Consider the following 25,953-nt stretch of genomic DNA (forward strand, 5'->3'; position numbering starts at 1 on the left):
CCTCTATCTCTGGACCGTCGGAGCGGACTACCCCGACACCGTCCTTTGTACGGTTCGGACGGTGCCCGGGGCGAGCAAGTCCGCACTGTGGGGTGACACCCAATCGAGTGGATTGGCGAAACGTTCTTGACCCCTGATCGGGGGTATGGCATCTACCAGCGGTTTGTTCGGAAACCGAGGAATGCTCATCGGTGGGGTGCTTTGCCCCGTTCGGTACGGAGCGCGTCACGCAGTGCGGCTGTGTGGGTGACCTTCGGCGCTGGACGGACTAGTCCATCCCGGACACCCGCAGGGTGATGTTGAGCCTGCCGCTCAGGCCGAGGTCCGGATCGGCCGTCCCCGGCCGGATCTTGGTCACCCCGTGGTAGGCCAGCCGGGACTCGCCGCCGAACACGACCAGGTCGCCGGAGCGGAGGTCGACGTCGGTCCACGGCCGCCCCCGGTTCTCGGTGTTGCCGAACCGGAACACCCCGGTGTCGCCGAGGCTGAACGAGACGACCGGGTCCATCGACCGCTCGTCCTTGTCCTGGTGCAGGCCCATCCTGGCGTCGGCGTCGTAGAAGTTCACCAGCGCGATGTCCGGCCGGTAGTCCACGGCGAACCCGGCCGCTGCCACCGCCCGCCTGCCGAGGTCGCCGAGCCACTCCGGGAACGGCAGCACGGCCGTCCCGTCGTCGAGCACCCTCGTGTAGCGGTAGGGCACCCAATGCCACCCCAGGCACACCATCCGCACCGACATGACACCGCCGTTGGGCAGTCGCTGCTGCCGCATCCCCGGCGCCCACTCCCGGCAAGCGGCCAAGAGATCGCGCTGGGTAGCTAGGTCGAGCCAGTCCGGCAGGTGCACCGCCCCCGGAGCCAGGTCGAGCCGGGGACGTGGGATCAGTTCCACGTGGACTCTGCCGACCAGTGCAGGTCACCGTCGAAAAAGGACCAGCTCGACCCGTCCGAACCCGCGCCGCACAACCCGTCCACATCGCCGACGAGCGCAGGCAGGTCGGGGCTGGCCAATCCGGCGAACGCGATCGTCCGGTTGGGACGCCACTGCGGCAGGGTCGCCAACCGCCGTCCCATGCCCGCCCAGGTCGCCGCGTCGTCGGCGATCACCCACAGGTCCGGGCTGCCGTCGGCGAACCGGCACGCCTGCCGCAACCACGACGCCGCCACCGGCGGCCACGACACCACCGCGCACACGGTCCCCTCCCAGGCCGCGGCGAACGCCTCCGCCGCGGCCGTCGAGACCGGGTCCCGCCCATGTCCCACGGTGACCAACCCGCCCCCGCGCCGCCGCGCCAGGGCCAACACCGTCGCCAGTTCCCGGTCGGTCATCAGCCTGCCGGGGTGCAGAGGTCGCACGGGCGCAGACCGGCCGCCTCCGCCGCCGCGAGGGTGCGGAACCCGCGCGGGTCCGCCGCCGACCGCGCACGGGTGCACGTCGGGTAGCAGACCACGCCGTCGGCGCCCACGTAGGCGATGCGGGACCTGGCGAAGTCCAGCAGTTCGTCCACATTGGTCTCCTCGGCGCGCAGCAGCCGCTCCTTGGTGTCGGCGCCGAAGACGTACTGGCCGAGGTTGCCGTCGGACCGGGTGACCCGGTGGCACGGGATCAGCAGCGGCACCGGGTTGTTGCCCAGCGCCGTGCCGACCGCGCGGACCGCCTTGGGCCGCCCGATCGCCCGGGCCACCCAGGCGTACGGGCGGGTCTGGCCGGTCGGGATCGCCCTGGTCGCGGTCAGCACGTCCCGTTCGAACGCGGTCAGCACCCGCAGGTCGACCGGGACCTGTGCGGCACCGTGGCCGCGCACCGCCTGCCGCAACCCGGCCGGTGCGTCGCTGGTGCGCCGCAGCGGGCGCTGGAACAGGGCGTGGAAGCGCTCGCGGAAGGTGTCGTCGTCGTCACCGACCGACTCCGCGGTGCGGATGTAGCTCACGCCGACCTCGGTGAAGGCGACCAGCAGCTCGCCGACCGGGCCGTCGAGCCTGGTCCAGTCCCCGTACACGGCCCCGGTCAGGTCGCGTGGTGGGGCCACCGCCAGCCCGCCGAGGCGCAGCGCGAACTCGTCGAAGCTGTCGTCGCCGGTCATCGGACCACCTCCTTCGCGTACTGCTCCCGCAGCCGGGCCAGGCCCCGGGAGATGTGTGACTTGACGGTCCCCTCGGGGATCCGCATGACGGCGGCGATCTCGGCCACCGGCAGCTCGACGACGTGGCGCAGCACCACGGCGAGGCGCTGATTCTCCGGCAGCGCCGACACCAGCGCGCCCAGCTCGCCCCTGGTCTCGGTGTTGGCGACCACGTCCTCGACGGTCGGGCCGGGCGCCGGGCGGTCGGGCAGCTCCGCCATCGCCACCGCGGGCCGCCGGGTGGCGCCGCGCACGGTGTTGCGCCAGGTGTTGAGCAGGATGGTCAACAACCACGACCGCGGCCGCAGCGCGAGGATGCGGGACCGGTCGTAGCCGAGCAGGGCGCGGTAGGCCCGCAGGAAGCACTCCGCGGCCAGGTCGTCCGCGTCCGCCCCGGCGCCCACGCGCAGGGCTACCGAGTAGACCACCCGCTGGTACCCGCGGACCATCCCCGCGAACCCCGCGTCGAGGTCGTCGGCGATGGCCGCGAGCATCGCCACGTCGGTCTCGGCGTCGCTCTCGGGCAGGTCATCCATACTCAAGTGAACACCGAGGGACCTTCCGGCGTTGCACATCCGTTCGGTATCCAGCGTACCTGCCCGAACGGGCGCGGGCCTGCGACACTGGGGCGCCCCGGACCGAGGAGCGCCCATGGACCTGACCCGTCGACGGTTCCTCGCCGCGGGCTCCGGGCTCGCCGTCGCGGCGGGTGCGGCGGCCTGCACGGCCGAGGTCGCGGCCACCGAGACCCCGTTCGACCCGGCCGACTGGGCGTCCGTGCGCGAGCAGTTCCCGCTAACGCGCGAGGTTCGGCAGTTCTCCGCTTACGTGCTCGCTGCCCCGCCGCGACCGGTGAACGACGCGATCAACCGCCACCGCGCTGGGTTGGACCGCGACACACACGCTTACCTTGACGCTCAAGCAGGTCCTGCCGTAGATGCTGTTCGTACTGCCGCTGCCGAGTACCTGGGTGGGCGCGCCGAGGACATCGCGCTAACCGACAGCACGACCATGGGGCTCGGCTTGCTCTATGCGGGCATCCGCCTCTTACCAGGGCAACAGGTTCTCACGACGGAACACGACTTCTACTCCACGCACCACGCGCTCAAGCTCCGTGGTGTGGAGGTCCACCGGGTTCGCCTGTATGACACCGCCGCTGCCGCCTCCGCCGAGGAGATGGTCGCCAGGCTCCGCGCGGGGTTGACGCCCCAGACCAGGATCGTCGCTATCACGTGGGTGCACTCCGTGACCGGGGTGAAGCTCCCCGTCCGCGCCATCGCCGACGCCATCGCGGCGCACAACGCGTCCTTACCACCAGGGCAACACGCCCTGCTGTGCGTCGACGCGGTGCACGCGCTTGGCGTCGAGGCGGCCACCCCGGCCGACCTCGGCTGCGACTTCTTGATCTCCGGCACGCACAAATGGTTGTTCGGACCTCGGGGAACGGGGGTCATCTGGGCGCGCCAGGGTGCCTGGGAGGCGACCGCGCCCGTCCTGCCGTCGTTCAGCGGACCGGCCTTCGACGAGTGGCTCAACGGCACCCCGACCGGTCCGACCACCGCCGAGGTGTTCACCCCGGGGGGTTATCACTCGTTCGAGTACCGCTGGGCGTTGGCCGAGGCGTTCCGGTTCCACCTGGCCATCGGGCGGGACCGGGTCCAGGCGCGGACCAGGGCGCAGGTCGAGCGGGTCCAGGCCGAACTGCGGTCGAACCCGTCGATCACCGTGGTCACCCCGGCCGCGCCGGAGCTGTCGGCCGGGATCATCTGCTTCGACGTGGCGGACACCCCGCCGCAGGCCGTGGTCGCGGCTTTGGCAGGCAAGGGCGTGTCGGCCTCGGTGACCCCGTACAACGAGCGGCACGTGCGGGTCGGCCCGAGCATCGTCACGTCCGATGAGGACGTGGACGCGCTCATCCGGGCCCTGCGTCCCTAGAGGACCTGCTTCCGCGCTACCACCACGTCGCGCACGATCGCCTGGTCGACTCGGTGGGAGAAACCGAGGTAAGCGCCCTCATCGAGCGGAGTCAGGTCTGCCGCCGCCAGTGCGTCGACAAGGGCCGCGCGCGGGACGACGTTCGTGTTCCACGACAGTGCGATCGCGCCTCCGGGGCGCAAGACCTTCGCCCAGCCAGGTAGCGCTGCCTGCATCAGTTCCAACGGGCCTCGGTGAAGGCCACCGCCAGCTCGGCTGCCGTGCTGCACGCCGTAAGGGGCGTCCGCGACGATGACGTCGAAGGTGGCCGTGCGGTGGAACCTCGGCGCTTCAGTCGTGTCCGCGTTGACGTAGTCGAGGTTAAGAGCCTCGCCCGCCTTGTAGCTCTCCTTGTCCACGCCGACCGACGCGGTCAAGCGGCGCGCGACGACCTTGCCGTCGCGGCGGACCCGGGTCACGTCCGCGGTGTGCTTGAGCCGTTTGCGCTTGAGCCAGGTCTGCAGGAAGGCCGCGTAGATGTCGAAGTCCTTGGTGTCCAGGTCGATCCCGGCGGTGTCGTAGCCGTACATCAGCGCCTGGTTGAGCGTCGTGCCCCGGCCGCACAGCGGGTCGAGCACGCGCAGCCTGCGGTCGAGCATCTCCCCGGCGAAGTCGGACGACGCCACCGCCAGGTTCAGCATCAACTTGGTGAAGTGCTCGTTGGTCTTACCCGAGTACTTCTGGATGGTGATCAGGTCGTCGTCGAACTTGTCCAGCGGCGTTAGCTCTACCGGAGCCAGGAGATCACCCTGCCGCTCGAACAGGGCGTACGCCGACGACAGGTTCGCCAGGTACCGGACGTCCCGCTCCTCGAGGTCCTGGGCCTCGAAGCCGAGGTAGGGCACCCCGCCGATCCGCACCGGCTCGATCCCGCCGACCCGCCCGCCCAGCGCCCGGTCGCCGAACACCGCGAGCTCGGCGGCCATCAGGTCGACCGAGGAGTCGGCGTAGACGCGGTTGAGCGCGGGCCGCACGAGCAGCGCGTAGGAGGGCATGAGCTCCCGATCTTCCAGGGGTGGGTTGGGGTGGATGGCCAGGTCGGAGGCAGGGTACGGGCTGCGCGCACCGACAACTCACGTCGTCCTTGACAAGAAAAGTTGTCGGTGAGAGGCTGGGCCCATGTTCGACGTGGCGGTGATCGAGGACCCGGCGGCTGCCGAGGTCACGCTGGACCCGGTGCGGTCGGCCCTGCTGGCCGCGCTCGCGGAGCCCGGTTCGGCCAGTTCGCTGGCCGCGATCGTGGGACTGCCGCGCCAGAAGGTCAACTACCACCTCCGCGCGCTCGAGAAGCACGGGTTGGTCGAGCTCGTGGAGGAGCGGCGCAAGGGGAACTGCACCGAGCGGGTTCTTCGCGCGACCGCTGCCTCTTACGTCATCTCGCCCGCCGCGCTGTCCGCTGTCGCTCCTGACCCGTCCAAGTCGCCGGACCAGCTCTCCGCGCGCTGGCTGCTCGCCCTCGCCGCGCGCCTGGTGCGCGAACTGGGCCAGCTCATCGTCGGGGCGACGGCGGCCAAGCAGCGGCTGGCGACCTACGCCAGCGACGCCGAGATCACCTTCGCGTCGGCGGCCGACCGCGCCGCCTTCGCCGGTGAGCTCCAGGACGCGGTCGCCGACCTAGTCCGCAAGTACCACACCGAGAACGCGCTGAACGGTCGCAAGCACCGGTTCATCGTCGCGCTGCACCCCAGTCCCAAGTCCTCGCAGGACCGCTGAACCCCTTGAAGGAAAGAGTCATGTCGAAGCCGTTCGAGATCCGCCGCGAGGTCGTCGTCGAGGCCACCCCCGAGCAGGTCTTCAACGCCATCACCGAGAACAACGGTTCCTGGCTGTTCCCGATGCCGTGGCCAGGGGCGGACGGCGCGGTCGACGAGTCGGGCAGCCGGGTGACGGTGTGGAACCCGCCGCACGAGGTGTCCGTGCGCACCGAGGGGCCGGACGGCTGGTTCAACGCTTTGGAGCACATCATCGAAGCGCGTGACGGTGGCACTACCGTGCTCCGGTACGTCCACAGCGGCATCTTCACCGACGACTGGGACACCCAGTACGACGGCGCGGGCAAGCACACGGACTTCTACCTGCACTCGCTCGGCCAGTACGTGAAGTACTTCCCGGGCAAGGCCGCGACCTACGTCGCCGCCGACGGCCCCGTTGCCTCTACCGCGCCAGGTTCGGTTGACGTGCTGCGCGGCGCGCTCGGCGTTACCGCTGTCGGTCAGCGTGTACGCATCGAGGTGCCCGGTATCGACGCGGTCGACGCGGAGGTCGACTACCTGGAGGGCCAGTTCGTCGGCCTCCGGTCCGGTGACGCCCTCTACCGCTTCTACTGCCGCGAGCCCTGGGGCGCGCCGGTGTCGCTGGCCCACCACCTGTTCGTTGCCCCTGCCGACCAGGACAAGACCTCCGCCGCGTGGCAGAACTGGCTGAACGCGGTGTTCGCCTGATTGCGGTAAGAGGGCTCGTTGCGGCTACCGCACCGGATTGTCGAACGGCCTAGGACCATTTGTGGCGAAACGCCCCGGGGCAGGAACCCGGGGCGTTTCGCCGTCTCCGCTCACATCCGTCGAACCGGACCCAAAACCAGCGGCTGGCCTGCGAAAGGTGTGCCTACAATCAATTACCTCCACCGGTCTCGGGAACAGCCCCACCACACCAGCGCCGCGTAGATCAGCAGCACCGGCACGATGAGTCCTAGGACCATCTGCCACACCTCGCCCGCGCTCACGGGATCCACAGCGAACTCGGCCGGATGACCAGGGCGGGTGCCCCCGGTTCACCGGGCGCGGGCAGGGACAGCAGGTCGTTGACCACTTCCACCAGGTCGTTCCCGTCCTTCATCCACACCACGCCGTCCTCGACGAGGCGGTTCGCCAGCACGTGGTGCTGGTCGAACACGAACACCGCGTCGGTGTAGCGCTCCTCGGTGTGCGTCGCGGCGACCGCGACCAACTGGTCGTTCTCGGTCAACAGGTGGAATCGCCACTGCCGCTCGCGCAGTGCCACCAGGGCGCCGAGTTCGGGGAAGCGCCGCAGCGCTTCCTCGGGCGAGATGGGCTCGCGGGTACCGGTCATCACCAACTCCGTGTGATCTACAATCGAAAACCGAATGCCAGGAGTTTCGCGCCACCGAGCCGACTCCGGCGACGGGTGTGCCGTACGTGCATCAAGCGATTCCACCACCCGGCCGGTCACTCTTCGTTGTCTCCGGCCTGTCAACACAAAGGGGAGAACCATGGCGAGGACACCCAAGGCCGCCGTGCTCGGCCGCGTGCTGCGCCGGGCCCGGGAGGCGTGCGAACTGTCCCTGCGCGAGGCGGCGCTATCGCTCAACCGTGACGCGCCAACGCTTTCGCGCTACGAGAGCGGCGTCCGGGTCCCCAAGCCCGAACTGGTGGCCCGCATGCTCACCACGTTCGGCGTCACCGGCGCGCGCCACGACGACCTGATGACCCTCGCCCACCGGGTGGGTGATCCGCAGTGGATCGCCACCACCGACGCCGAGCGCCGCCACCAGGCCGAGGCCTATGTGGAGTACGAGCGGAACGCGACCAGCATTGTGCAAGTCTCGCCCTTGGTCTTGCCCGAACTCCTCCAGACCCCGGCGGTTCTCCGGTCCACCCACCACACCGAGGAAGAGGTGCGAAGCACGCTGGAGCGCCAAGAGGTCCTCGCGGGCCGCAACCCGGCCAAGCTCACCGCTCTGATAGGCCTATCCGCTCTCCAGCAACACATCGGCGGCGTTGATGCTGCCGCTGAACAACTCGAACACCTCATAGAGCTATCCCGCCGCCCACATATAGAGCTGCGGGTCACCCCCTCCGGCCTAGGCTGGCACCCAGGCTTGGAAGGCCCCTTCACCGTCGTCGACTCGACCGCCATCGGCCAGATCGCCTTCGTGGAAACGAAGTTCTCCACCCTGTGGCTGCACCACCCCAAAGACGTGGCCACCTACCGCCAAGACGCCGAATCCATCCGCTCGCTGTCCTGCACCCCCACCAAATCCACCACCCTGCTCGCCGCGATGACCCGCCGCCTCCTCCCCGCCTGCTGACATCAGTCCTCAATGGATTTGGCCATCAGTTGGGTCGTCGTGTGCGGGCGCGTGGCTCGGCGGGCGGGCCGAGATCGCTGGTACGCGTTCTGGGAGTGCCTGGGGCTGCAGTTCCAGCGGGGGTCGGCGGCCTGCGGCGGGGTTCACAGGGAACTGCCGGCTTGCGCGTAGGTGGGGCACAGGGTCGGTGCCGAGGATAACCGGCCATGAGACGTGGGTGGCTCGTCAACGGGCTGTTGGTCGTGGTGTTGGTCGGGGTGGGCCTCGGCGGGTACTTCCTGTTCTTCGACTCCGGGACCGAGCAGGCGGCGGCCGCCACGACGCGGACGGCGGAGGTGGTGGCGCGCGACGTCACCGAGACGGTGACCGCGTCCGGGACGGTGGCCAGCGGGTACACCGGCACGGCGTCGTTCGGGACGTCCGGGGCGGTGGCCACGGTCAACGTCAAGGTCGGGGACGTGGTGACCAAGGGGCAGACCCTGGGGACGCTGGACACCACCGAGGCGAAGCTGGAGCTGTCGATCGCCCAGAACAGCCTGGCGCAGGCGGTGGACAGCCGGGACACGGCCGCGGCCGAGGGCAAGGACACCGACCAGCTCGACAACCAGGTCACCCAGGCGGTGCTGAACCGGGACAAGGCGAAGGCCGCGTTGGCCGGGATGACGCTGGCCGCGCCGGGCGATGGCACTGTCACGGCCGTTAACGTCACCGTCGGCGGTAAGTCGGGATCTGGTGGGTCGTCGACGGGCACTACCGCCTCCGGTGACTTCGTCATCACCGACCTCAAGAACCTCACCCTGCAAGCGAACGTCGCCGAAAGCGATGTCAGCAAGCTCAAGGTAGGACAAACGGCGACGGTTACCGTCAACGCGTTGCCCACCCAGCCCATCCAGGCGGCGGTAGCGGCGATCGACCTCCTGCCCACCACAGCCAACAACGTCGTCCAGTACGGCACCACGCTCTCGCTGACCAGCCCGCCCGCCAACCTCAAGCCCGGACAGTCCGCGAGTGTCACCATCACTGTCGCGAACGCGGCGAATGTGTTGGCGGTGCCTTCGGCGGCAGTGCAAACGGTCGGCAACGCCAGTTCTGTCACCGTTGTCGTCAACGGGCAAGAGACCCGCCGCACGGTAGAGCTAGGGGTCAAGGGCGACACCTACGTTGAGGTCACCTCTGGGCTTACCGCGAACGAGCAGGTCCTCTTGCCGCAGGTGGCCACTAGCACCCAGAACAGCAACAACAACCGCAACGCGGGTGGGCTGGGTGGCGGTACGGGTGGCTTCGGTGGGGGCACCAGGCCCGGCGGCACTGGTGGAACCGGACCGGGCCGGTGAACGCCCCCGTCATCGAGGTCCGCGATCTGCGTAAGACCTACGGCACCGGCGATACGGCCGTCCACGCGCTTAGAGGCTTGGATCTGACCGTCGCGCGTGGGGACTACCTGGCCATCATGGGAGCATCCGGCTCAGGCAAGTCAACCCTGCTCAACATCCTTGGCTGCCTGGACATCCCTAGCTCCGGTCGCTACCTGCTCGACGGCATCGACACCGCCGAGTTCGGCGAGGCGCAGCTGGGCATCCTGCGCAACCGCAAGATCGGGTTCGTCTTCCAGTCGTTCAACCTGATCCCGCGCACCTCCGCGCTGGCCAACGTCGAACTGCCGCTGGTCTACGCGGGTGTGCGGCGGGCCGAGCGCCGGGAGCGGGCGATGGCGGCGCTGCGCCTGGTCGGCCTGGACGACCGCGCCCACCATCGGCCCAACGAGCTCTCCGGCGGGCAGCAGCAGCGGGTCGCGATCGCCCGCGCGCTGGTCACCGCGCCCGCGATCGTGCTGGCCGACGAGCCGACCGGCAACCTGGACACCCGCAGCAGCCAGGACGTCATGGGCATCCTCGACCGGCTCAACGCCAGCGGCCGCACCGTCGTGCTGATCACCCACGAGGACGACGTCGCCGCGCACGCCGACCGGGTGGTCCGGGTGGTCGACGGCCGCGTCGCGCAGGGGGTGCCCGCGTGAGGTGCACCGAGGTCCTGGCCTTCGCGGTGCGCGGGGTGACGGCGAACAAGCTGCGCTCGGCGCTGACCACGCTCGGCATCATGATCGGCGTCGCCTCGGTGATCCTGCTGATCGCGGTCGGCAACGGCGCGTCCCAGTCGGTGCAGCAGAGCATCGCCGGGCTCGGCACCAACGTCCTGACCATCTCACCGCAGCGCGCCCAGCCCGGGTCCTCGGCCAAGGAGCTGACCACGGCCGACGCCAGGGCGCTCGCCGACCCGGTCGAGGCGCCCGCCGTGCGTTCGGCGTCCCCAGTGGCCTCCACCTCGGCGACCGCCGCGCACGCCGACGTCAGCTACAGCATCTCCCAGTTCATCGGCACCGACCCGGCCTACTTCTCCACCACGAACAGCGCCGTCGCCCAGGGCGCGTTGTTCACCGCCGACGACCTCGCCCAGGGCCGCAAGGTGGTCGTCATCGGCGCGACCGTGGCGACCCAGCTGTTCCCGTCGACCAGCCCGGTCGGGGAGTCGATCCTGGTCAACAACATCCCGTTCACCGTGGTGGGGGTGCTGGCCGGCAAGGGCTCGAGCGGGCTGCAGGACGCCGACGACACCGCCGTCGCGCCGCTGAGCACCGTGCAGAACGCGCTCACCGGGTACGGCAGCCTGTCGCAGATCGTCGTGCAGGCCACTAGCGCCGACACCATCAGCACGGCGCAGGCCCAGGTCACCACCATCCTGGACGGCCGCCACAAGGTCGGCTTCGGGCAGACCGCCGACTACCGGGTGCTCAGCCAGGAGCAGTTGCTCACGGCGCGCACCGCGACCACCGACACCTTCACCGTGCTGCTGGCCTCGGTCGCGGCCATCTCGCTGCTGGTCGGCGGGATCGGCGTCACCAACATCATGCTGGTCACCGTCACCGAGCGGATCCGCGAGATCGGCATCCGCAAGGCGGTGGGGGCCCGGCGCGGCGCGATCCTCGGGCAGTTCCTGCTGGAGGCCACCATGCTCAGCCTCTTCGGCGGCCTGCTCGGCGTGGCCGCGGGGTTCCTCGGCGCGCGGTTCACCATCGCGGGCATCACGCCGGTCATCGTGCCGTCCTCGGTGCTGCTCGCGTTCGCGGTGTCCGCGCTGATCGGCCTCTTCTTCGGCAGCTACCCGGCCAGCCGCGCCGCCCGCCTCCGTCCCATCGAAGCTCTGCGACACGAATAGGGGAATCCGTTGACCACACCAGACCAGGACCCGCTGTTGGCACAACCGGTCGGTGGTGACATCGACAAGGAGTTGCGCGCGGCGGGTAAGGGGATCAGCAAGGTCACCATCGGTCTTGCGGTCGCCGTGCTCGTAGTGCTGGCATTCGGTGGCGGGGCTCTAGCGCATAAGGCGCTCGCGACGACAACGACGGCCGCGCCCGCTACCGGTGGTAGAGGCGCCGGTGGCTATGGCGGCTTCGGCGGCGGACAGGGTGGACAAGGCGGGCAACCCGGGCAGGGCGGTCAGGGCCGGGGAGGGACAACGGGCACGATCGACCACGTCGACGGTTCCACCGTGTACGTGAAGACCCAGGACGGTAGAGTGATCAAGGTGTCCACATCGGACTCCACGACGGTAGACCTGACCAGCGCGGGCAAACTCGCCGACCTCGCCGCGGGCGACACCGTCGTGGTGCTCGGCCAGCAGGCCGCGGACGGGTCGGTGACCGCGCGGTCGCTGACCCGCAGGCAGGCGGCGGGGTGAGCCAGGCGTCGCTGCTGGTCGTCGAGGACGACGACGGCATCCGGGACCTGCTGGCGACCAGCCTGCGCTTCGCCGGGTTCACCGTGGCGACCGCCGCGACCGGCGCCGACGCGCTGCGCCAGGCCGAGCGGCTGCGCCCCGACCTGCTGGTGCTCGACGTGATGCTGCCCGACCGCGACGGCTTCGACGTGCTGCGCAGGCTGCGCGCGGGCGGGCACGGGGTGCCGGTGCTGTTCCTGACCGCGCGCGACGCCAACCAGGACAAGGTCACCGGGCTGACCATCGGCGGCGACGACTACGTCACCAAGCCGTTCAGCCTGGAAGAGGTCATCGCCAGGGTCTCCGCGATCCTGCGGCGCACCCGGCCTACGGACGGCGAGCCCGAGCGGTTGACCGTGGCTGACTTGGAGCTAGAGGTCGATAGTCACATAGTGCGCAAAGCAGGCCGCGCGGTCGAGTTGTCGCCGACCGAGTTCAAGCTCTTGCACTACCTGCTGCGCAACGCTGGACGGGTGGTGTCGAAGGCACAGATCCTCGACCAGGTGTGGAACTACGACTTCAACGGCGAGGCTGGTGTCGTCGAGTCCTACATCTCCTACCTGCGCCGCAAGGTCGACGATGGTGAGACCCGTCTTATCCACACCGTGCGTGGCTTCGGCTATGTGCTGCGGGCACAGTGAAGGGCATGGCGCGGGTTAGAGCTGCCTTCGGGCGGTTGCCGCTACGGGTCCACCTGGTCTTGGTCGTCGTCGTCCTCGCTGCGGCAGGGCTATTGGGCACGTGGGCGATCGGCGCGCAGGTGATGCAGGACTACCTGCTCGGCCAGGTGGACTCGCGGCTGGACCGGATGAGCGGGCTGGTCCAACGCCAGTTGACCACTGGCTTCGAACCGGCCCGCACGAACCGGGGGCAGGCCTGGACGCAGCAGGAGATTGTGCTGCTGCGCCACGCGGACGGCCAGGTCGTCGACCTGGCACCGCGCCGGGAGAGCGGGGCCCGGCCCGTGCTGCCCGCGTTCGGCGCGGTCGAGCCGGGCAGCTACCTGACCGTGGACTCGGCGGACGACGCGACGCCGCGGTGGCGGCTGCTGGTCCGGCCGTCGGGGGACGACGAGCTGGTGATCGCCACCAGCCAGGCCGATGTCGACACCGCCGTCGACGACCTGCGGCGGACCTTCCTGCTGATCAGCCTCGGCGCGTTGGTGCTGCTCGCGGGCACCGGGTACGCGCTGGTGCGGGGGAGCCTGCGGCCGCTGGAAGAGGTGGAGGGCACCGCGGAGGCCATCGCGGCGGGCGACCTGTCGCGCCGGGTACCGGTGCGGCGGCCGGGCAGCGAGGTCGGTCGGCTGGCGGTGTCGCTCAACGGCATGCTCGGCCAGATCGAACAGGCCTTCCACGCGCGCGCCCGGTCTGAAGAGGCCGCGCGGGTGTCGGAGGGACGCATGCGCCGGTTCGTCGCCGACGCCAGCCACGAACTTCGCACGCCTCTTACGTCTATCCGTGGCTACGCGGAGCTCTACCGGCAGGGTGCCGCTTCTGACGTCGGCGAAGTCATGTCCCGTATCGAGGGGCAGGCTGAACGAATGAGCGCGCTGGTAGCCGACTTGTTGTTGTTGGCGAGCTTGGACCGTCAGCGCCCGTTGGAGCTAGCGCCCGTCGACCTGGCGGTCATCGCCGTTGACGCTGTGCACGAGGCAACGGTGGTCGAGCCTGGTAGGTCTATCGCGCTGAAGCTAGACATCGGCGACCAGCAGGCGATGGTGCTGGGGGACACCCAGCGGCTCCGGCAGGTCGCGTCGAACCTGGTCGGCAACGCACTCCGGCACACCGACGGGGCCGTAGAGGTGCGGGTTCGACTGACCGGGCCAACAGCGGCGTTGGAGGTCATCGACGAAGGGCCAGGTCTGGCGCCCGAGCACAGACAGCGGGTATTCGAGCGCTTCTACCGGGCAGACCCATCACGAACGCAGGAAAGCGGCGGCACGGGCCTAGGACTGGCTATCGTCGACGCGGTAGTTACGGCCCACGGCGGCTCGGTCGCGGTGCAGTCGGAGCTGGGCAAGGGGACCACGTTCTCGGTACAGCTACCTCGCCTGGCGGAAACTCAGGCCTACCAGCACCGAGACTGAGGTACTGCTGTCGATCTCGGCGGCGATCTCAACGTCCTGTCGATACCCCATCTCTATGAGTTCGCGGCCGCTGGCGCAGTCGTGCAACTGCGCCGCGATGTCGCCGGACACGTCGCGGAACGCCGACGCGGCCAACCGCGCCTCGGGGGAGAACGGCCCGTGCTCGCTCAGGGCCGCCAAGTAGGCGCCCGCTCCCCACAGGTCCTCGGCGCCGGGCCGCAACGCTCCGGTGGACCGCCAGACCTCGCCTGCCGCGACCACCGCCACGCCCGCTGCCGCACCCGTTCGCAGGCGTTCCGCTGTCCAGGCGGCTGCTGCGGTGGTGTTGCGCAACGACACCCCGATGACGTCGTGCCCCTTGCTGCTCATCGCCTGCGCGATGGTCGACCCGTTGGGTGAGGGCAACACCAGCCGTCGCAGGTCACGGGCATTGCGCACGGTCTCCGGCGACAGGCTTACTGCGCCCGGTTCTGAACGCCCTACGGCTAGGACCGCGTCTTGCTTCTTCGCGAACTCCGCAGCCGACTCGTCTCGCCACCGGTAGGGGAAGACCTCGATACCGGCGTCAACCGCGACGGTCAGGGTTGTCGTGAATGACAGCACGTCAACGACCGCGACGATCCACGACGGCTCTGCGATCTCTTGTGCTCCCGACAGCCCCCAGTCGAAGCGGAATCGGTAGCCATCCTGCGCATACGGACTCTTGCCCACACGCGCGATCTTGCCCTGACCGGGTAAGACTGGACGAGCTATTTGTACGTCTGAAGACTTTCCGGATGGACCGTTGCCCATAGAGGCGTGTTGAGTTCCAGGTCGGCCACCGTGGCAGGGGTTAGATCGGCTGAGACGCCGTTGTCCAGGTGGATGCGGGTGGTGTGGGCGTGTTGCTCCACCCCGGTGACGGTCGCCAGCCACGTGTTGGGCTCTGAGGACCGCACGTGGTGCAGTGAGATTGCTGATGGGGGAAAGGCGACGTAGATAGAGCCGGAGTTAGCGCTAACCGTGGTGAGTGTGGTGCCGGTGTCGAGCGTGACGGTGGTGCCGTTGGCTTTGCCGCGTAGGAGGTTCAAGCCGACCAAGTCCGCGATGTAGGCCGTGCGTGGGTGTCGAGCTACCTCACGCGGGGCGCCCGTTTGCGTTACCTGGCCGTCCTCGATGACGACCAGACGATCGCCGAGGGCCATCGCGTCCACGGGATCGTGGGTGACCAAGACCGTGCGTCCGGGGAAGTCCCGCAGGTGGCGGGCCAGTTCCGCGCGGACCTTGAGCCGGGTCCCCGCGTCCAGTGCGGCGAGCGGCTCGTCCAGCAGCAGCACCTCCGGCTCGGTCGCCAACGCCCGGGCCAACGCCACTCGCTGGGCCTGACCGCCAGACAACGCGCCAGGTCGCTTCCGCGCTTGGTCCCCGATTCCCACCGCGTCCAGCCAGGTCATGGCCCGCGCTCGAGCCGCGTCCCTGGGCGTACCGCGCGCCCGGAGTCCGAAAGCGACGTTCTCTAGGACGGACATGTGCTGGAACAGGAGGTAGTCCTGGAAGACCACGCCGACCCGACGCTGTTGAGCGGGCACAAACGTGCGTGGCGGCTCGTCCCACACCTGGCCGTTGAGTCGGATGTGGCCCTCTTGCAACGGGAGCAGACCTGCGAGCGCACGCAACGCGGTTGTCTTACCGGCACCGTTAGGCCCCAGTACGACGACTACCTCGCCAGGTTCAACGGTGAGCGGTAGGTCTAACCCGGCTCGGTCAACCCGTAGTACTGCATCGAGGGTCATCCGCCCACCCACCGGTCACGCAGACTGGCCAAGACCGCGACGGACACGGCCAACAGCACCACGCTCAACACGATCGCGGCTTGCGGATCGGTCTCCAACGCCAGGTACACCGCTAGCGGCATCGTCGTGGTCTCGCCGGGGAAGTTGCCCGCGAACGTGATCGTCGCACCGAACTCGCCCAACGCGCGCGCCCAGCACAACACCGTGCCCGCCACGACCCCCGGCATCACCGACGGCAGTGTGATCCGGCGGAAGGTCAGCCACCGTGACGCCCCGAGCGTCGCAGCGGCCTCTTCGGCCCGGGGATCGGCGGCCCGGAGCGCGCCCTCCACCGAGATCACCAGGAACGGCATCGCCACGAACGCCTCGGCGACCACCACCCCGGCGGTCGTGAAGGGCAACGACACCCCGAACCAGCTCTCGAGCAACCCACCTACCGGCCCGCGTTTACCCAAGACCAGCAGTAGAGCCACACCACCCACTACGGGCGGTAGCACCAACGGCACAGTCACGAGTGCACGCACCAACCGGCGCCCAGGTATGTCCCCGCGAGCCAACATCCACGCCAGCGGGACACCCAACACCACACACACGACCGTCGCCAGGCTCGCGCACACCAACGACAACCGCAGCGCTTCGCCTACCTCCGCGCTCAGCAGTCGCGAAGGGAACTCAGACCACTCGGTCCGCGCGAGCAGACCCACCAGCGGTAGGACTAAGAACGCCAGACCGAGAACGGCGGGCACGACAAGGACAACGGGGAGCCGTCCCTTGCGCACCCGCCGACCGCTCACGGCGCGGAGAACCCGGCCTCGGCGAGCACGGCCTTGCCCCGGTCGGACCGGACGAAGTCGACGAACGCCTTGGCCTGCGCGGAGTTCGGCGCCTTGCCGAGCACCGCGATCGGGTAGTCGTTCACCGCCTTCGCGGCCTCGGGGAAGTCGATGCCCTCCACCTCGGCACCCGCGGCCTTGACGTCCGTCCGGTACACCAGCGCCGCGTCGACCTCGCCGAGGCGGACCTTCGTCAGCGCGGCCTTGACGTCCTGCTCCAAGGTGTCCGGCTTGGCGGTGATCCCGGCGGCGGCCAGCGCCTTCTTCGCCGCCGCGCCGCACGGCACCTGCTCGGCGCACAGCGCGATGTCCAGGCTCTCGTCGGCGAAGTTCGCCAGCCCGGTGACCTTGCCCGGGTTGCCCTTGGGGACCGCGATCTCCAGCTGGTTCTTGGCGAAGGTCACCGGCTCCTTGGCGTCGCCGACCTGCTGCATGTTCGCCGGGGCCGCCGAGGCGAACACGTCGGCGGGCGCGCCCTGGTTGATCTGCTGGGCCAGCGCGGAGCTGCCCGCGAAGTTGAAGGCGACCTGCACGCCGGGGTTGGCGGTCTCGAACTCCTTGCCGAGCGTGGTGAACGCCTCGGTGAGTGACGCCGCGGCGAACACCGTCACCGTCCTGGGTGGTTCTTCCTGGCTGGAGCAACCGGCTAAGACGAGGAGCACCGTGAGGAGCAGGGCACGCATCCAATCCTCCGCGTTTTCGGCGACATCAGCAGTCTAGTCACGCGGATGCGGTTCCGATGCGTCCTGATGGCTGTGGGTAACCGCCCGTTTGCCGTCCCGCACCACCGGGGTGGGGGCTGCCGGGACCGCGGTGGTGGGTGAGGCTGGACCTCCACCGAGCGGGGAGGCGGCATGGCCAGCGGGTTCCAACGCGACAAGATCACGGCGGTGTTCACCGCGATGGACCACGACGGTGACGGCCTGCTCACCGAGACCGACTTCGCCGCGCTCACCGACCGCTGGTGCCGGGAGCGCGGGGCGGCGCCCGGCTCCACCGACCACCAGCGCATCGCGACCATCATGCTCGGCTGGTGGCACACCCTGCGCGCCGCAGCCGGTGGCGCCGACCAGGCCACCATCGACGACGTGCTCGGCGTCGTCGACCAGCTCAGCGCCGCCCCCGACGCGGTCACCGAGACCGCCCTGGCCATGTTCGACGCCGTCGACGAGGACCGCGACGGCCGCATCACCCCCGCCGAACACCAACGCCTCGTCGACGTCTGGAACGGCCGCCCCACCCCCCTCGGCGACGCGTTCCATACCCTCGACTTAGACGCGAACGGCACCCTCTCCCGCGCCGAGTTCACCACCCTCTGGACCGAGTTCTGGGCGGGCGACGACCCAACCGCCCCCGGCAGCGCGCTGTTCGGCCCGCTGGGGGCGTGAAACCAGCGGTCACGGGTAACCGGGCTTGACCTGACAGGACGGAGATCGTCGGGCGACGAAAGCGCTTGCGGCCAACCCTGCGGGAAATCAGGGCAGGTTGAGGCGGGGGGTGTAGCCCGCGGTGAGGATCGCGACTGTCGTGGGTGGGGTGAGTACCGCGACAGGGCTGTCTGGCAGGGGGCGGGTTTCGGAGTAACCGGCCGGGGTCCAGAGGTGGAGTTGGTTGTGCGCGACCAGCCAGTGTTCGTGGTCGACGGTGATGAAGCTGCCGTGCGGGGGATTGGTCATAGATGTGGTGCGGCGTTGACCGTCTACTAGCGCGCGTTCGGCATCTAGGACCCGATCCATGGCGTCCGCGCTTTTGGGTTCCTCTGTGGATGGCCAGAGTGCGCGGTAGCGGAGGTAGTCCGCACGGCGGCACTCAGCGCAAGGGCGGTGGCCGGCGGCTAGAGCTACCGCTTCGTCCAAGAAGAACAGTTCCGTGTACCGGCCGGGCGCCATGATGGGACGGCGGCGGCCGCGGAACTGGAGTTCGCAGGTGATCCAACGGCGCACCTGGGCTCTACGGACGATCGCGCCGTTAGGGTTGTGCAGGACGCCGCGGTTACCGAACAAGGTGCCGCGGTGCGAGGTCTCGAAGAGGTCGCCGGTAGGGCTAACTCGGTTGCGTCGCGCCACGTTTACCCAGGCTACTGGTCCCCGGCGGCGTGCGAGCGGTACTCCCTGATCTCGTCCGCGCGGATGAGCCCGTCCTCGATGGCGCGCGCGAGCAACGCCGTCTTGGTCGGCGCCGGACGCCCCAGCTTCGCGTACTTCACCCTGGCCCGGTCGATGTACTGGCGCACCGTCGCCTCGCTCAACCCCATCCGCCTGGCCACCGACGCCTTCGACATCGACTGGAACCACAGCAGCAACGCCGTCCGCTCCTGCACGGACAGGTGCGGCGCCTCCGCCAACAACGCCCCCGCCACCGACGGCGTGACGTAGGGCCGGTCCGTGGCCACGGCGACGATCGTGTCCACGCAGTGACTGCCCGCCTCGTGCTTGGACAGGAACGCGGACGCACCCGCCTCCAACACGGTCAGGATGGTCTCCGGATCATCAAGCGCCGAATACACCACTACGCGCCTGCCCTCGGTGCACAACTGCGCGACCCGGTCGACTACAACTGTGTCGCCCAACTGCAGGTCGAGCAGCAACACATCCGCCTCACCGCCGGGCCCCGCGAGCACGACGTCGACATCGTCCCCACTCCCCACCACAACCGCCCGCCGCTCCGGATCAGCCCCAATCCACGTCGTCACCCCATCCACCACCACCGGGTGATCCTCGACAATCGCCACCGTCACCGGCCGCTCAGCCCCCACCATCGCTCGCCTCGCTCCTCTCGGTCATCCCCGGTCAACTCGGTAGCAGGCCCTCAGCCATGCCCACCACCGGTCGCGGGTGCTGGTTGGTTGTTGTTGGTCCACTTGGTTTGCAGCCACAGCTCGGTGCCGTCGTGGTCGTGGTCGAGGGTGACGCCGGTGGGGGTGGTGGGGTGCAGGTCGGGGGCGTCGGCGACCACGGCGACGGTTACCTCCTGGGTGCTGGCCACGACCGTCACCCTGGCCAGTGACCGGGCGGCGCTCAGGCCCACGATCGGGGCCTCGGTCAACGCCCGGCGTAGGTCGACGGGGAGTTCGGGCACTGTGCCGACCACCGACAGCGACACCTGGACCCCGCGTCGTTCGGCCACGTCGGCGCCCGCGCGTAGTTCGTGCAGCAGGGAGTCGGGTACGTCGTCGGTCTCGGCCATCAGCCTGCGGAGTCGGGCCGCGCCCACGGCCGCCCTGCGCCGGATCGCGGGGTCGGAAGGGTCGGCGCCCGCGGCCAGCTCGGCGAGCAGTGTGGCGGTGACCCGGTGCAGCTCCTGGTACCGGACGGCCCGGTCGGCGGCCACGGCCTCGGCAGCGGCGCGGTTCGCGGTCGCCGCCGTCCGGGCCGCCGAGCTGCGGGCTGCCCACTGCGCCGCCGCGTGCAGGCCGTGCGCGCCGAGGCTGTAGCCGAGCTGGAGGGTGAACGCGCCCAGCAGCACCATGATCGCGCGGGACACCTGCTCGCTGCTGCCCACGTCGAGCACCACCATGCCCGCCACCAGGATCGCGGTGTCCGCCACCACGAACGCCACCAGGTGCGCCGCCCGGTGCCGCCAGAACGCGATCACCGCCACCCAGCCGACCGACCCCCACGCCCAGTTCGCAGGCAACACCACCGCCCCCGGCGCCGCGACGAGCAACAACACATCCACCCCGAGCGCCCCCAGCCCCAACACCCACGCGTACGCCCGAGACCCGCCCCGCAACAACAAGACCGACGCGACACCCCCGACACCCAGGTACAACACCCACCCAGCGGCGGCCGCCCACGCCCTGCTGTAGACACCCCAATTCGTCACCGTGGCCACCAGGTCATACCCCAGATGCCAAAACCCGGCGATCACCACCGCCGCCACCGTCGCCCCACGCGCGTACCGCTCAGCCACCAGCACACTGGGATCAGCCTTCACCACACCCCTTCACCTCCCCAGCGCAGAGTTCGAGCTTTTCCTTGCCCCAGTGGCAACCCTGACCCCGCACCACTGGCCTGCCTCGCCCCACGCCCGACGCGCGGAGTTGGCCCCCAACTCCGACAACGCTTCGGCCCCATCCCCCAGCCTCGAGCGCGCCCCAACCCTGACCGCGTTCCGGCCTCTGCCCGCAGGTCCGACCCCAGTCCCCGACAGCGCCTCGACGACCGCGCTCCGGCCTCTACCCGCCGGGCCCAACCTCCGACAGCGTTCCGGCCTCTGCCCGTGTGCCTGCCCCTCGCCCCGACAGCGCCCTGGCCTTGGCCGCTGAATGCGCTCTGGCCTCCGCCCACGCGGGCCCGACCGCTGTCCGTCCGCGCCTCGGGCGTCAGCCCAGAACAAGCCCCCCACCAGCGCCAATCGCGCCGTGACCTGCCCGGATTTCCCCTGCCCCGCACCGCCTCGCGCGCGCGAAAAGCGAGTGCCCGGCCCCCACCCTCTCCGGGGGGCGTCCCTGGGCCAGTCTACCGGGACCCCCCGACAGTGGATCTTGGAAGCACCCCGGTGGAGATCCACATGTGGATAACTTCTGTACCCCATAAGAGGGAAATTCGAGGGGAGGTCAGGGGGCATCGGGGCTCCCGGCGGGCCAGCGGAGGGTGATGGTGGTGCCGGTGGGGGTTGAGTCGACGGTGGCGGTGCCGTCGACGGTGCGCATTCGGCCGATGATGCCTTCGCGGACGCCGTAGCGGTGGTGGGGGATGGTGCGGGGGTCGAAGCCGGGGCCGGTGTCGGTGACGGTGACCAGGACCGAGGTGCAGTCGGTGGTCAGCGAGAGGCGGGCGGCGGTGACCCGCGTGTGCCGGGCGGTGTTGGCCAGGGCTTGCGCGGCCGCTGCGGCGAATGCTGTTGCGACGTGGACCGGGACCTTGCACGGCACCAAGTCCGCTGTCACAACGATGTCCGCTCGGTCCGCCACGACGCGCAACTGGTGGCGTAAGTCGACATCGGTGTCCGGTTCCCCGACGTCGATGCTCCCCTCGACCACCGCGAGGTCAGCCGCCGCTCTAGTGCGCAACGCTGTCGTCGACGCGGTAGCGCCATCTGTCCCGATGGTGGTTAGCGTCGCCAGCACCGTGTCGTGCAGCCTGCGCTTGTGTTCCCGCTCGTCCGCGCGGCGTGCGTGCATGACGGCGGCGGCGCGTTCGGTGGCGCGCAGGTCGGCGAGCACGTCGTCGGCCACCCCGGCGGCCCGGCGCAGCACGGTCATCAGCGCGGCGGTCGCGGCGATCTGCAGCAGGTGGATGCCCAGCGTGCCGAGCGCGCCACCGGTCTGCCACGCGCCGACCACGTGCGCCAGGGCGACCACCAGACCGGCGGGGACGGCCAGGCGCGGGCGCCACGCGAAGTGGGCGATGACGATGGTCATCGATGTCAGGCCGTCCACCCAGCTCGCCCCGCCTGACCGCAGCTCCGGCGCGACGAGCCACGGTTGCAGCAGGCACAACGCGGTGGTCAGGGCGATGTCGACAACCACGACCCGGCCGCGTACCCCGCGCTGGATCACCGTCCACGCGAACACCACGGACCACACCACGCTAACGGCGACAGCTAGCGCTACCCACGCCAACGACACTGGTGGCGCTACCGAAGCGATCGCGGCCACCCCGCCCAAGACCGCGACAGCACCACGCATCGCCGCACCGCACCGCGCGGTCACCCTGTCTAACGCGGCCTGAGCGTCTTCGGTCACCGGTCCCGCCACGCCCCTGTGATCGATCCGGGCCCCGCCGCCGTTTCGCGGTCCACGCCACTTCGGCGGGTGACCGCCGCCGCGGCCACCCTGTGCAACGCGTGCGACGGCCCCGGGATACGTGACGGTCGAACGGCTGTCAGCCGAACACCCGTCGTTCCCCCGTCCGCCGCCGGGGGCTCTACTGGCGGCATGGAATCGCACCGGAAGGCGTGGGCACCGTGGTCGGCGGGACGGACGCTCTGATCATCACCCGGTTGGCCGCGGCGGTCGGGGCCGTGGTCGCCGACCGCGGCCCCATCGACCTGCGCTTCGCTGTGGTCGCCCGCACCTCTGGGCTCGCGGCGGGACTGCGCTGGCTCATCGGCGCGCTCCGCGTGACCGGCGGCGTGGTCGGCCTGGTCGCGGTGCTGCGCGGGTTGCTGGAGGCCGTCGAGTCCGGTGAGTCGCGCCGGACCGTGCTGCGCGTCATCGCCGTCATCGAGGCGGCCCGCTAGTTCAGCAGCAGCTTGCCGATGCGCCGGGACGTCCCGTAGAGGCCCGCCGCCGTCAGCGCCACGAGGTAGGCGGTGTGGCCGAGCATCGACGGCGACAGCACGCCGACCGAGAAGCCCCTGGCCAGTTCCACGCCGTGGTAGAGCGGCGAGAGCTCCGCGAGGACCCGCAGCGGCAGCGGGTAGCGGTCCACGGCGAAGAACGTGCCGGAGAACAGGAACATCGGCACGACGATGAGGTGGATGTACTCGAACTGCGCCGACGACCGCAGCAACGTCGCGCACACCATCCCGATCGCGGCGAACGCCATCGACACCAGCAACGCGACCGGCACCAGCAGCAACGCCCACGGCGTCGTGACCAGCCCCATCACCGACATGACCGCGAAGAACGCCACCGCGTACAGGCCGCTGCGCAGCACCGTCCAGGTCAGCTCGCCGAGCGCGACGTCGTAGGTGCCCAGCGGGGTCGCCAGGACCGAGTCGTAGAGGCCGTCGAAGCGGAGCTTGTAGAACATGCTCATCGTCTCCGACACCGCGCCGTTCATCGCCGACGCGACCAGCAACGCGGGCGCGACATAAGCGACGTAGCTCAGTTCGACGCCGCCGGGACCAACGACGACCGGTACCAGCGCACCGAAGCCGATCTGGAACGCCAGCACGTAGAACAGCGGCTCGAAGATGCCCGACAGCAGCACCATCCACGCCCGCGCGTACAGCAGCGCCGAGCGCTCGACCAGCCGGCGCGCCATCCCGGCGTAGCTGCCCGAGGGCAACACCCGCTGCAGCACGGCCGTGCGCCGCCCAGTGTCCACAACAGACATTCAGACCACCAGCCTGCGTCGGAAGCACCGGCGGCCCAGCACCAGGCCGAACGCGAGCAGACCCAGCAGCACCGCGACGTGGCCGAGCGCTGGCCACAGCCGCAGCCCGCCCAGCGCCACGCCCCTGGCCAGCTCGTTGCCGTGCCACAGCGGGGAGATCCAGGCCAGCGGCCGCACCACCTCGGGCAGCCGGTCGACCGGGAAGAAGGTGCCCGCGAACAGCGTCATCGGCATGACCACGAACCGGTTCACGGCGGCGAACGCGTGCCCGTCGCCCTTGGTCGTCGCCGCGAAGGCCATCACCGGTGTCGCGCAGGCGGCCCCGGTCAGGATCGCGATCGGCGCGACCAGCAGCGCCCCCGGGCTGGTCCAGCCGCCCACCAGCGCCGTGACCACCAGGTACAGCGCCGCGCCGAGCACCAGCCGCAGCGTGATCCACAGCAGTTCCGCGGTGAACAGCTGCCCCGGGGTGACCGGCGAGGACGCGACCGCCCAGTAGTCCTGCTTCCACTTGAACCCCGACAGCACGGGCAGACCGGCCTCGGCGACCGCGATCGTGATCAGACCGCTGACCAGGATCGTGGGCGCGACGTAGGCCAGGTACGGCTCACCGCCGGTCAGCGGGCCGGGCCGCACCTGCGAGCCGAAGCCGATGCCCATGGCGGCCAGGAACAGCACCGGCTGCAACCCTGACGACAGCAGGCTCGCGGTCCAGTGTCTGCGGTACCAGGTCCACTGCCCCTCGATGCGCAGCAGCACCGCGCGCCACGGCCGGACCACCACACCGGTGGCCACCGCGATTGGCTGCTCTACCGTCGCGGTCATCAGTCGACCAGCGTTCGGCCGGTGAGCCTGAGGAACACGTCTTCCAGCGTCGACCGGCGCACCAACGTGGACGTCGGTCGCACACCGCGGTCGTGCGCGCAGGCCGCGGCCTTGTCGCCGTCGGCGGTGTAGAGCAGCAGCCGGTCCGGCAGCACCTCGACGCGGTCGGCGAGGTCGAGCACGGCGTCGACCGCGTTGTGCTGGTCGCCGGGGGAGAAGCGCAGTTCCAGGACCTCGCGGGTCACGTGGCGGGCGATCAGCTCGGCCGGGCTGCCTTCGTCGACGATCTTGCCCGCGTCCATGACCACCAGCCGGTCGCAGAGCTGCTCGGCCTCGTCCATGTAGTGCGTGGTGATGATGAGCGTGACGCCGCGCTGCTTGAGCGCGAACAGCTTCTCCCACAACAGGTGCCGCGCCTGCGGGTCGAGCCCGGTGGTGGGTTCGTCGAGCAGCAGCACCTCGGGGTCGTTGACCAGCGCGCGGGCGATGGTCAGCCGCCGCTTCATGCCCCCGGAGAGCGGCTCGACCTCGTGGTCGGCGCGGTCGGTGAGCCGGGCGAACTCGATCAGCTCGACGGCCTTGGCGCGCACCTGCTTGCGGGTGAGGCCGAAGTAGCGGCCGTACACGTGCAGGTTCTGCCGGACGGTCAACTCGCGGTCGAGGTTGTCCTCCTGCGGCACCAGGCCGATCCTGGCGCGGATCGCCGGGCCGTGCGTGTCCGGGTCCATGCCGAGCACCCGCAGGTCGCCGCCGGTGCGCGGGGACATGCAGGACACCATGCGCATGGTGGAGGACTTGCCCGCGCCGTTGGGGCCGAGGAAGCCGAAGGCCTCACCCCGGCGCACCTGGAAATCGATGCCGCGGACCGCTTCGAAATCAGCGAACCGCTTCACCAGACCGCTACTGGAGATGACCGGTTCCCCCACGGCGGAGCTGACCTCCGAACCCACGAATACCATCCTCTTCGGTGTGCGGTGACCGTCCCGACACTACCAGCGAGCGACTCGCCGGGGCGAGGGTCGGTTACTCACCCACCGGCGCCCGCCGGGTGTACGGTCACCGGTTCCGTTGATCCACTGTGTCCGTCCATTGAGGACGATCAACTTCCGTTGGGGTCGCCCACAAGGGTGATGTTGTCCACCGTGGACGAACATGTGTTCGACGATGGGGCTAGGGTGGCGGTCATGTACGACAACCGCCCGGCCGACGTGGCCGTCCGTTACCGCACGAGCGACATCGGTGAGCGCGTCGCCATCCTCCCCGCCACCTGCAAGGTGGGCGCGCACTCGCTGGCCCGCGTCGGCTACCGCGCGCAAGCGAGCGAACAGGACGGCGTGGTCCGCGTGTCCTGCAACGCCTGCAACGAGAACGTCGACGTCGACCACTTCTGGGCGCTCACCCTGGTCGGCGCCCCACCGGCCAGGGTCGAACTCGACGACACCCCGTACGCCGACGTCGTCCCGGTCATGGTCGACCCGAGGGGCAAGTCGGCGCGCGTGCCCTGA

Annotated in this window: 30 protein-coding genes; 13 read left to right on the forward strand and 17 right to left on the reverse strand. The window is 69.9% G+C overall.

The features are described 5' to 3' along the window. Positions 1-268: 268 nt before the first annotated feature. From LV79_RS10295 to LV79_RS10310, 4 genes are read right to left on the reverse strand one after another with little or no spacing between them, the layout of a single operon-like run. Positions 269-892, reverse strand: coding sequence for an alpha-ketoglutarate-dependent dioxygenase AlkB family protein (locus tag LV79_RS10295; protein ID WP_253834470.1), 624 nt, complete (start codon positions 890-892; stop codon positions 269-271). Further along, positions 883-1,356, reverse strand: a complete 474-nt coding sequence (locus tag LV79_RS10300; RefSeq protein ID WP_253834472.1) for a hypothetical protein — start codon at positions 1,354-1,356, stop codon at positions 883-885. Before LV79_RS10300 ends, LV79_RS10295 begins: the two co-directional genes overlap by 10 nt. After that, positions 1,329-2,084 (reverse strand): methylated-DNA--[protein]-cysteine S-methyltransferase, encoded by a 756-nt coding sequence (locus LV79_RS10305; protein WP_253834473.1) that lies wholly within the window; start codon positions 2,082-2,084, stop codon positions 1,329-1,331. Before LV79_RS10305 ends, LV79_RS10300 begins: the two co-directional genes overlap by 28 nt. Further along, positions 2,081-2,659, reverse strand: a complete 579-nt coding sequence (locus tag LV79_RS10310; RefSeq protein ID WP_253835976.1) for an RNA polymerase sigma factor — start codon at positions 2,657-2,659, stop codon at positions 2,081-2,083. Before LV79_RS10310 ends, LV79_RS10305 begins: the two co-directional genes overlap by 4 nt. 115 nt (positions 2,660-2,774) lie before the next feature. On the opposite strand from LV79_RS10310, the gene LV79_RS10315 reads away from it, so the two are divergent. Next, positions 2,775-4,058, forward strand: coding sequence for an aminotransferase class V-fold PLP-dependent enzyme (locus tag LV79_RS10315; RefSeq protein ID WP_253834475.1), 1,284 nt, complete (start codon positions 2,775-2,777; stop codon positions 4,056-4,058). Here LV79_RS10315 and LV79_RS10320 read toward each other — a convergent pair. Beyond that, positions 4,055-5,092 carry a TRM11 family SAM-dependent methyltransferase gene (locus LV79_RS10320; protein ID WP_253834477.1) on the reverse strand — a complete coding sequence of 346 codons (1,038 nt, stop codon included), beginning with the start codon at positions 5,090-5,092 and terminating at the stop codon, positions 4,055-4,057. The genes LV79_RS10315 and LV79_RS10320 overlap by 4 nt on opposite strands. Before the next feature lie 124 nt (positions 5,093-5,216). On the opposite strand from LV79_RS10320, the gene LV79_RS10325 reads away from it, so the two are divergent. Both LV79_RS10325 and LV79_RS10330 read left to right on the forward strand, forming a co-directional pair. Continuing rightward, positions 5,217-5,810, forward strand: coding sequence for an ArsR/SmtB family transcription factor (locus tag LV79_RS10325; protein WP_253834479.1), 594 nt, complete (start codon positions 5,217-5,219; stop codon positions 5,808-5,810). Between the two features lie 20 nt (positions 5,811-5,830). After that, positions 5,831-6,538, forward strand: coding sequence for an SRPBCC family protein (locus LV79_RS10330; RefSeq protein ID WP_253834481.1), 708 nt, complete (start codon positions 5,831-5,833; stop codon positions 6,536-6,538). A 277-nt stretch (positions 6,539-6,815) separates the two neighbouring features. On the opposite strand, the gene LV79_RS10335 is transcribed toward LV79_RS10330, so the two are convergent. After that, a complete protein-coding gene (locus LV79_RS10335) occupies positions 6,816-7,166 on the reverse strand; it encodes a hypothetical protein (RefSeq protein WP_253834484.1) in 351 nt (116 codons plus the stop codon). Positions 7,167-7,326: 160 nt separating this feature from the next. On the opposite strand from LV79_RS10335, the gene LV79_RS10340 reads away from it, so the two are divergent. The 7 genes from LV79_RS10340 (at position 7,327) to LV79_RS10370 (ending at position 14,011) form a co-directional block, all read left to right on the forward strand. After that, positions 7,327-8,145 carry a helix-turn-helix domain-containing protein gene (locus LV79_RS10340; RefSeq protein ID WP_253834487.1) on the forward strand — a complete coding sequence of 273 codons (819 nt, stop codon included), beginning with the start codon at positions 7,327-7,329 and terminating at the stop codon, positions 8,143-8,145. 206 nt (positions 8,146-8,351) lie between these two features. Next, positions 8,352-9,479: an efflux RND transporter periplasmic adaptor subunit gene (locus tag LV79_RS10345; RefSeq protein WP_253834489.1), complete on the forward strand. Its 1,128-nt coding sequence runs from the start codon at positions 8,352-8,354 to the stop codon at positions 9,477-9,479. Then, positions 9,476-10,162: an ABC transporter ATP-binding protein gene (locus LV79_RS10350; RefSeq protein WP_253834491.1), complete on the forward strand. Its 687-nt coding sequence runs from the start codon at positions 9,476-9,478 to the stop codon at positions 10,160-10,162. The genes LV79_RS10345 and LV79_RS10350 overlap by 4 nt, the downstream gene beginning before the upstream one ends. After that, a complete protein-coding gene (locus LV79_RS10355) occupies positions 10,159-11,358 on the forward strand; it encodes an ABC transporter permease (protein ID WP_253834493.1) in 1,200 nt (399 codons plus the stop codon). The genes LV79_RS10350 and LV79_RS10355 overlap by 4 nt, the downstream gene beginning before the upstream one ends. A gap of 9 nt (positions 11,359-11,367) precedes the next feature. After that, positions 11,368-11,883: a DUF5666 domain-containing protein gene (locus tag LV79_RS10360; RefSeq protein WP_253834495.1), complete on the forward strand. Its 516-nt coding sequence runs from the start codon at positions 11,368-11,370 to the stop codon at positions 11,881-11,883. Next, a complete protein-coding gene (locus tag LV79_RS10365) occupies positions 11,880-12,563 on the forward strand; it encodes a response regulator transcription factor (RefSeq protein ID WP_253834502.1) in 684 nt (227 codons plus the stop codon). Before LV79_RS10360 ends, LV79_RS10365 begins: the two co-directional genes overlap by 4 nt. A 5-nt stretch (positions 12,564-12,568) precedes the next feature. Next, positions 12,569-14,011 carry a sensor histidine kinase gene (locus tag LV79_RS10370; protein ID WP_253834504.1) on the forward strand — a complete coding sequence of 481 codons (1,443 nt, stop codon included), beginning with the start codon at positions 12,569-12,571 and terminating at the stop codon, positions 14,009-14,011. On the opposite strand, the gene LV79_RS10375 is transcribed toward LV79_RS10370, so the two are convergent. The 4 genes from LV79_RS10375 to modA are packed head-to-tail and all read right to left on the reverse strand — an operon-like array spanning position 13,967 to position 17,299. After that, a complete protein-coding gene (locus LV79_RS10375; RefSeq protein WP_253834506.1) occupies positions 13,967-14,722 on the reverse strand; it encodes a 2-phosphosulfolactate phosphatase in 756 nt (251 codons plus the stop codon). The genes LV79_RS10370 and LV79_RS10375 overlap by 45 nt on opposite strands. Positions 14,723-14,760: 38 nt before the next feature. Further along, positions 14,761-15,783 carry an ABC transporter ATP-binding protein gene (locus LV79_RS10380; protein WP_253834508.1) on the reverse strand — a complete coding sequence of 341 codons (1,023 nt, stop codon included), beginning with the start codon at positions 15,781-15,783 and terminating at the stop codon, positions 14,761-14,763. Continuing rightward, on the reverse strand, positions 15,780-16,577 hold the full coding sequence (modB, locus tag LV79_RS10385) for a molybdate ABC transporter permease subunit (RefSeq protein WP_253834512.1): 798 nt from the start codon (positions 16,575-16,577) through the stop codon (positions 15,780-15,782). Before modB ends, LV79_RS10380 begins: the two co-directional genes overlap by 4 nt. After that, on the reverse strand, positions 16,574-17,299 hold the full coding sequence (gene modA, locus LV79_RS10390; protein ID WP_253834514.1) for a molybdate ABC transporter substrate-binding protein: 726 nt from the start codon (positions 17,297-17,299) through the stop codon (positions 16,574-16,576). Before modA ends, modB begins: the two co-directional genes overlap by 4 nt. 171 nt (positions 17,300-17,470) lie before the next feature. Between modA and LV79_RS10395 the strand changes: the two genes are divergently transcribed. Further along, on the forward strand, positions 17,471-18,004 hold the full coding sequence (locus tag LV79_RS10395; protein WP_253834516.1) for an EF-hand domain-containing protein: 534 nt from the start codon (positions 17,471-17,473) through the stop codon (positions 18,002-18,004). A gap of 87 nt (positions 18,005-18,091) precedes the next feature. On the opposite strand, the gene LV79_RS10400 is transcribed toward LV79_RS10395, so the two are convergent. The 4 genes from LV79_RS10400 to LV79_RS10415 all read right to left on the reverse strand — a co-directional run bounded on the left by LV79_RS10400 (position 18,092) and on the right by LV79_RS10415 (position 22,305). Next, positions 18,092-18,682 carry a hypothetical protein gene (locus LV79_RS10400; protein ID WP_253834518.1) on the reverse strand — a complete coding sequence of 197 codons (591 nt, stop codon included), beginning with the start codon at positions 18,680-18,682 and terminating at the stop codon, positions 18,092-18,094. Positions 18,683-18,693: 11 nt separating this feature from the next. Further along, positions 18,694-19,374 carry a response regulator transcription factor gene (locus LV79_RS10405; RefSeq protein WP_285469362.1) on the reverse strand — a complete coding sequence of 227 codons (681 nt, stop codon included), beginning with the start codon at positions 19,372-19,374 and terminating at the stop codon, positions 18,694-18,696. A 50-nt stretch (positions 19,375-19,424) separates the two neighbouring features. After that, entirely contained in the window at positions 19,425-20,555 is a 1,131-nt protein-coding gene (locus LV79_RS10410) for a hypothetical protein (protein WP_253834522.1), read from the reverse strand. A gap of 619 nt (positions 20,556-21,174) precedes the next feature. Then, positions 21,175-22,305 (reverse strand): sensor histidine kinase, encoded by a 1,131-nt coding sequence (locus tag LV79_RS10415; protein ID WP_253834524.1) that lies wholly within the window; start codon positions 22,303-22,305, stop codon positions 21,175-21,177. A 212-nt stretch (positions 22,306-22,517) separates the two neighbouring features. On the opposite strand from LV79_RS10415, the gene LV79_RS10420 reads away from it, so the two are divergent. After that, positions 22,518-22,802, forward strand: coding sequence for a hypothetical protein (locus LV79_RS10420; protein WP_253834526.1), 285 nt, complete (start codon positions 22,518-22,520; stop codon positions 22,800-22,802). On the opposite strand, the gene LV79_RS10425 is transcribed toward LV79_RS10420, so the two are convergent. From LV79_RS10425 to LV79_RS10435, 3 genes are read right to left on the reverse strand one after another with little or no spacing between them, the layout of a single operon-like run. Further along, positions 22,799-23,623, reverse strand: coding sequence for an ABC transporter permease (locus LV79_RS10425; protein ID WP_253834529.1), 825 nt, complete (start codon positions 23,621-23,623; stop codon positions 22,799-22,801). The two genes, LV79_RS10420 and LV79_RS10425, sit on opposite strands and share 4 nt — an antisense overlap. Further along, on the reverse strand, positions 23,624-24,448 hold the full coding sequence (locus LV79_RS10430) for an ABC transporter permease (RefSeq protein ID WP_253834531.1): 825 nt from the start codon (positions 24,446-24,448) through the stop codon (positions 23,624-23,626). It lies immediately after the preceding gene. Further along, complete coding sequence (locus tag LV79_RS10435) at positions 24,448-25,407, reverse strand: ABC transporter ATP-binding protein (RefSeq protein ID WP_372495302.1); 960 nt, start codon at positions 25,405-25,407, stop codon at positions 24,448-24,450. The genes LV79_RS10430 and LV79_RS10435 overlap by 1 nt, the downstream gene beginning before the upstream one ends. Before the next feature lie 183 nt (positions 25,408-25,590). On the opposite strand from LV79_RS10435, the gene LV79_RS10440 reads away from it, so the two are divergent. Then, complete coding sequence (locus LV79_RS10440) at positions 25,591-25,953, forward strand: hypothetical protein (RefSeq protein ID WP_253834535.1); 363 nt, start codon at positions 25,591-25,593, stop codon at positions 25,951-25,953.

Source organism: Actinokineospora globicatena, assembly GCF_024171945.1.
In the GTDB taxonomy this organism is placed as follows: Bacteria; Actinomycetota; Actinomycetes; order Mycobacteriales; family Pseudonocardiaceae; genus Actinokineospora; species Actinokineospora globicatena.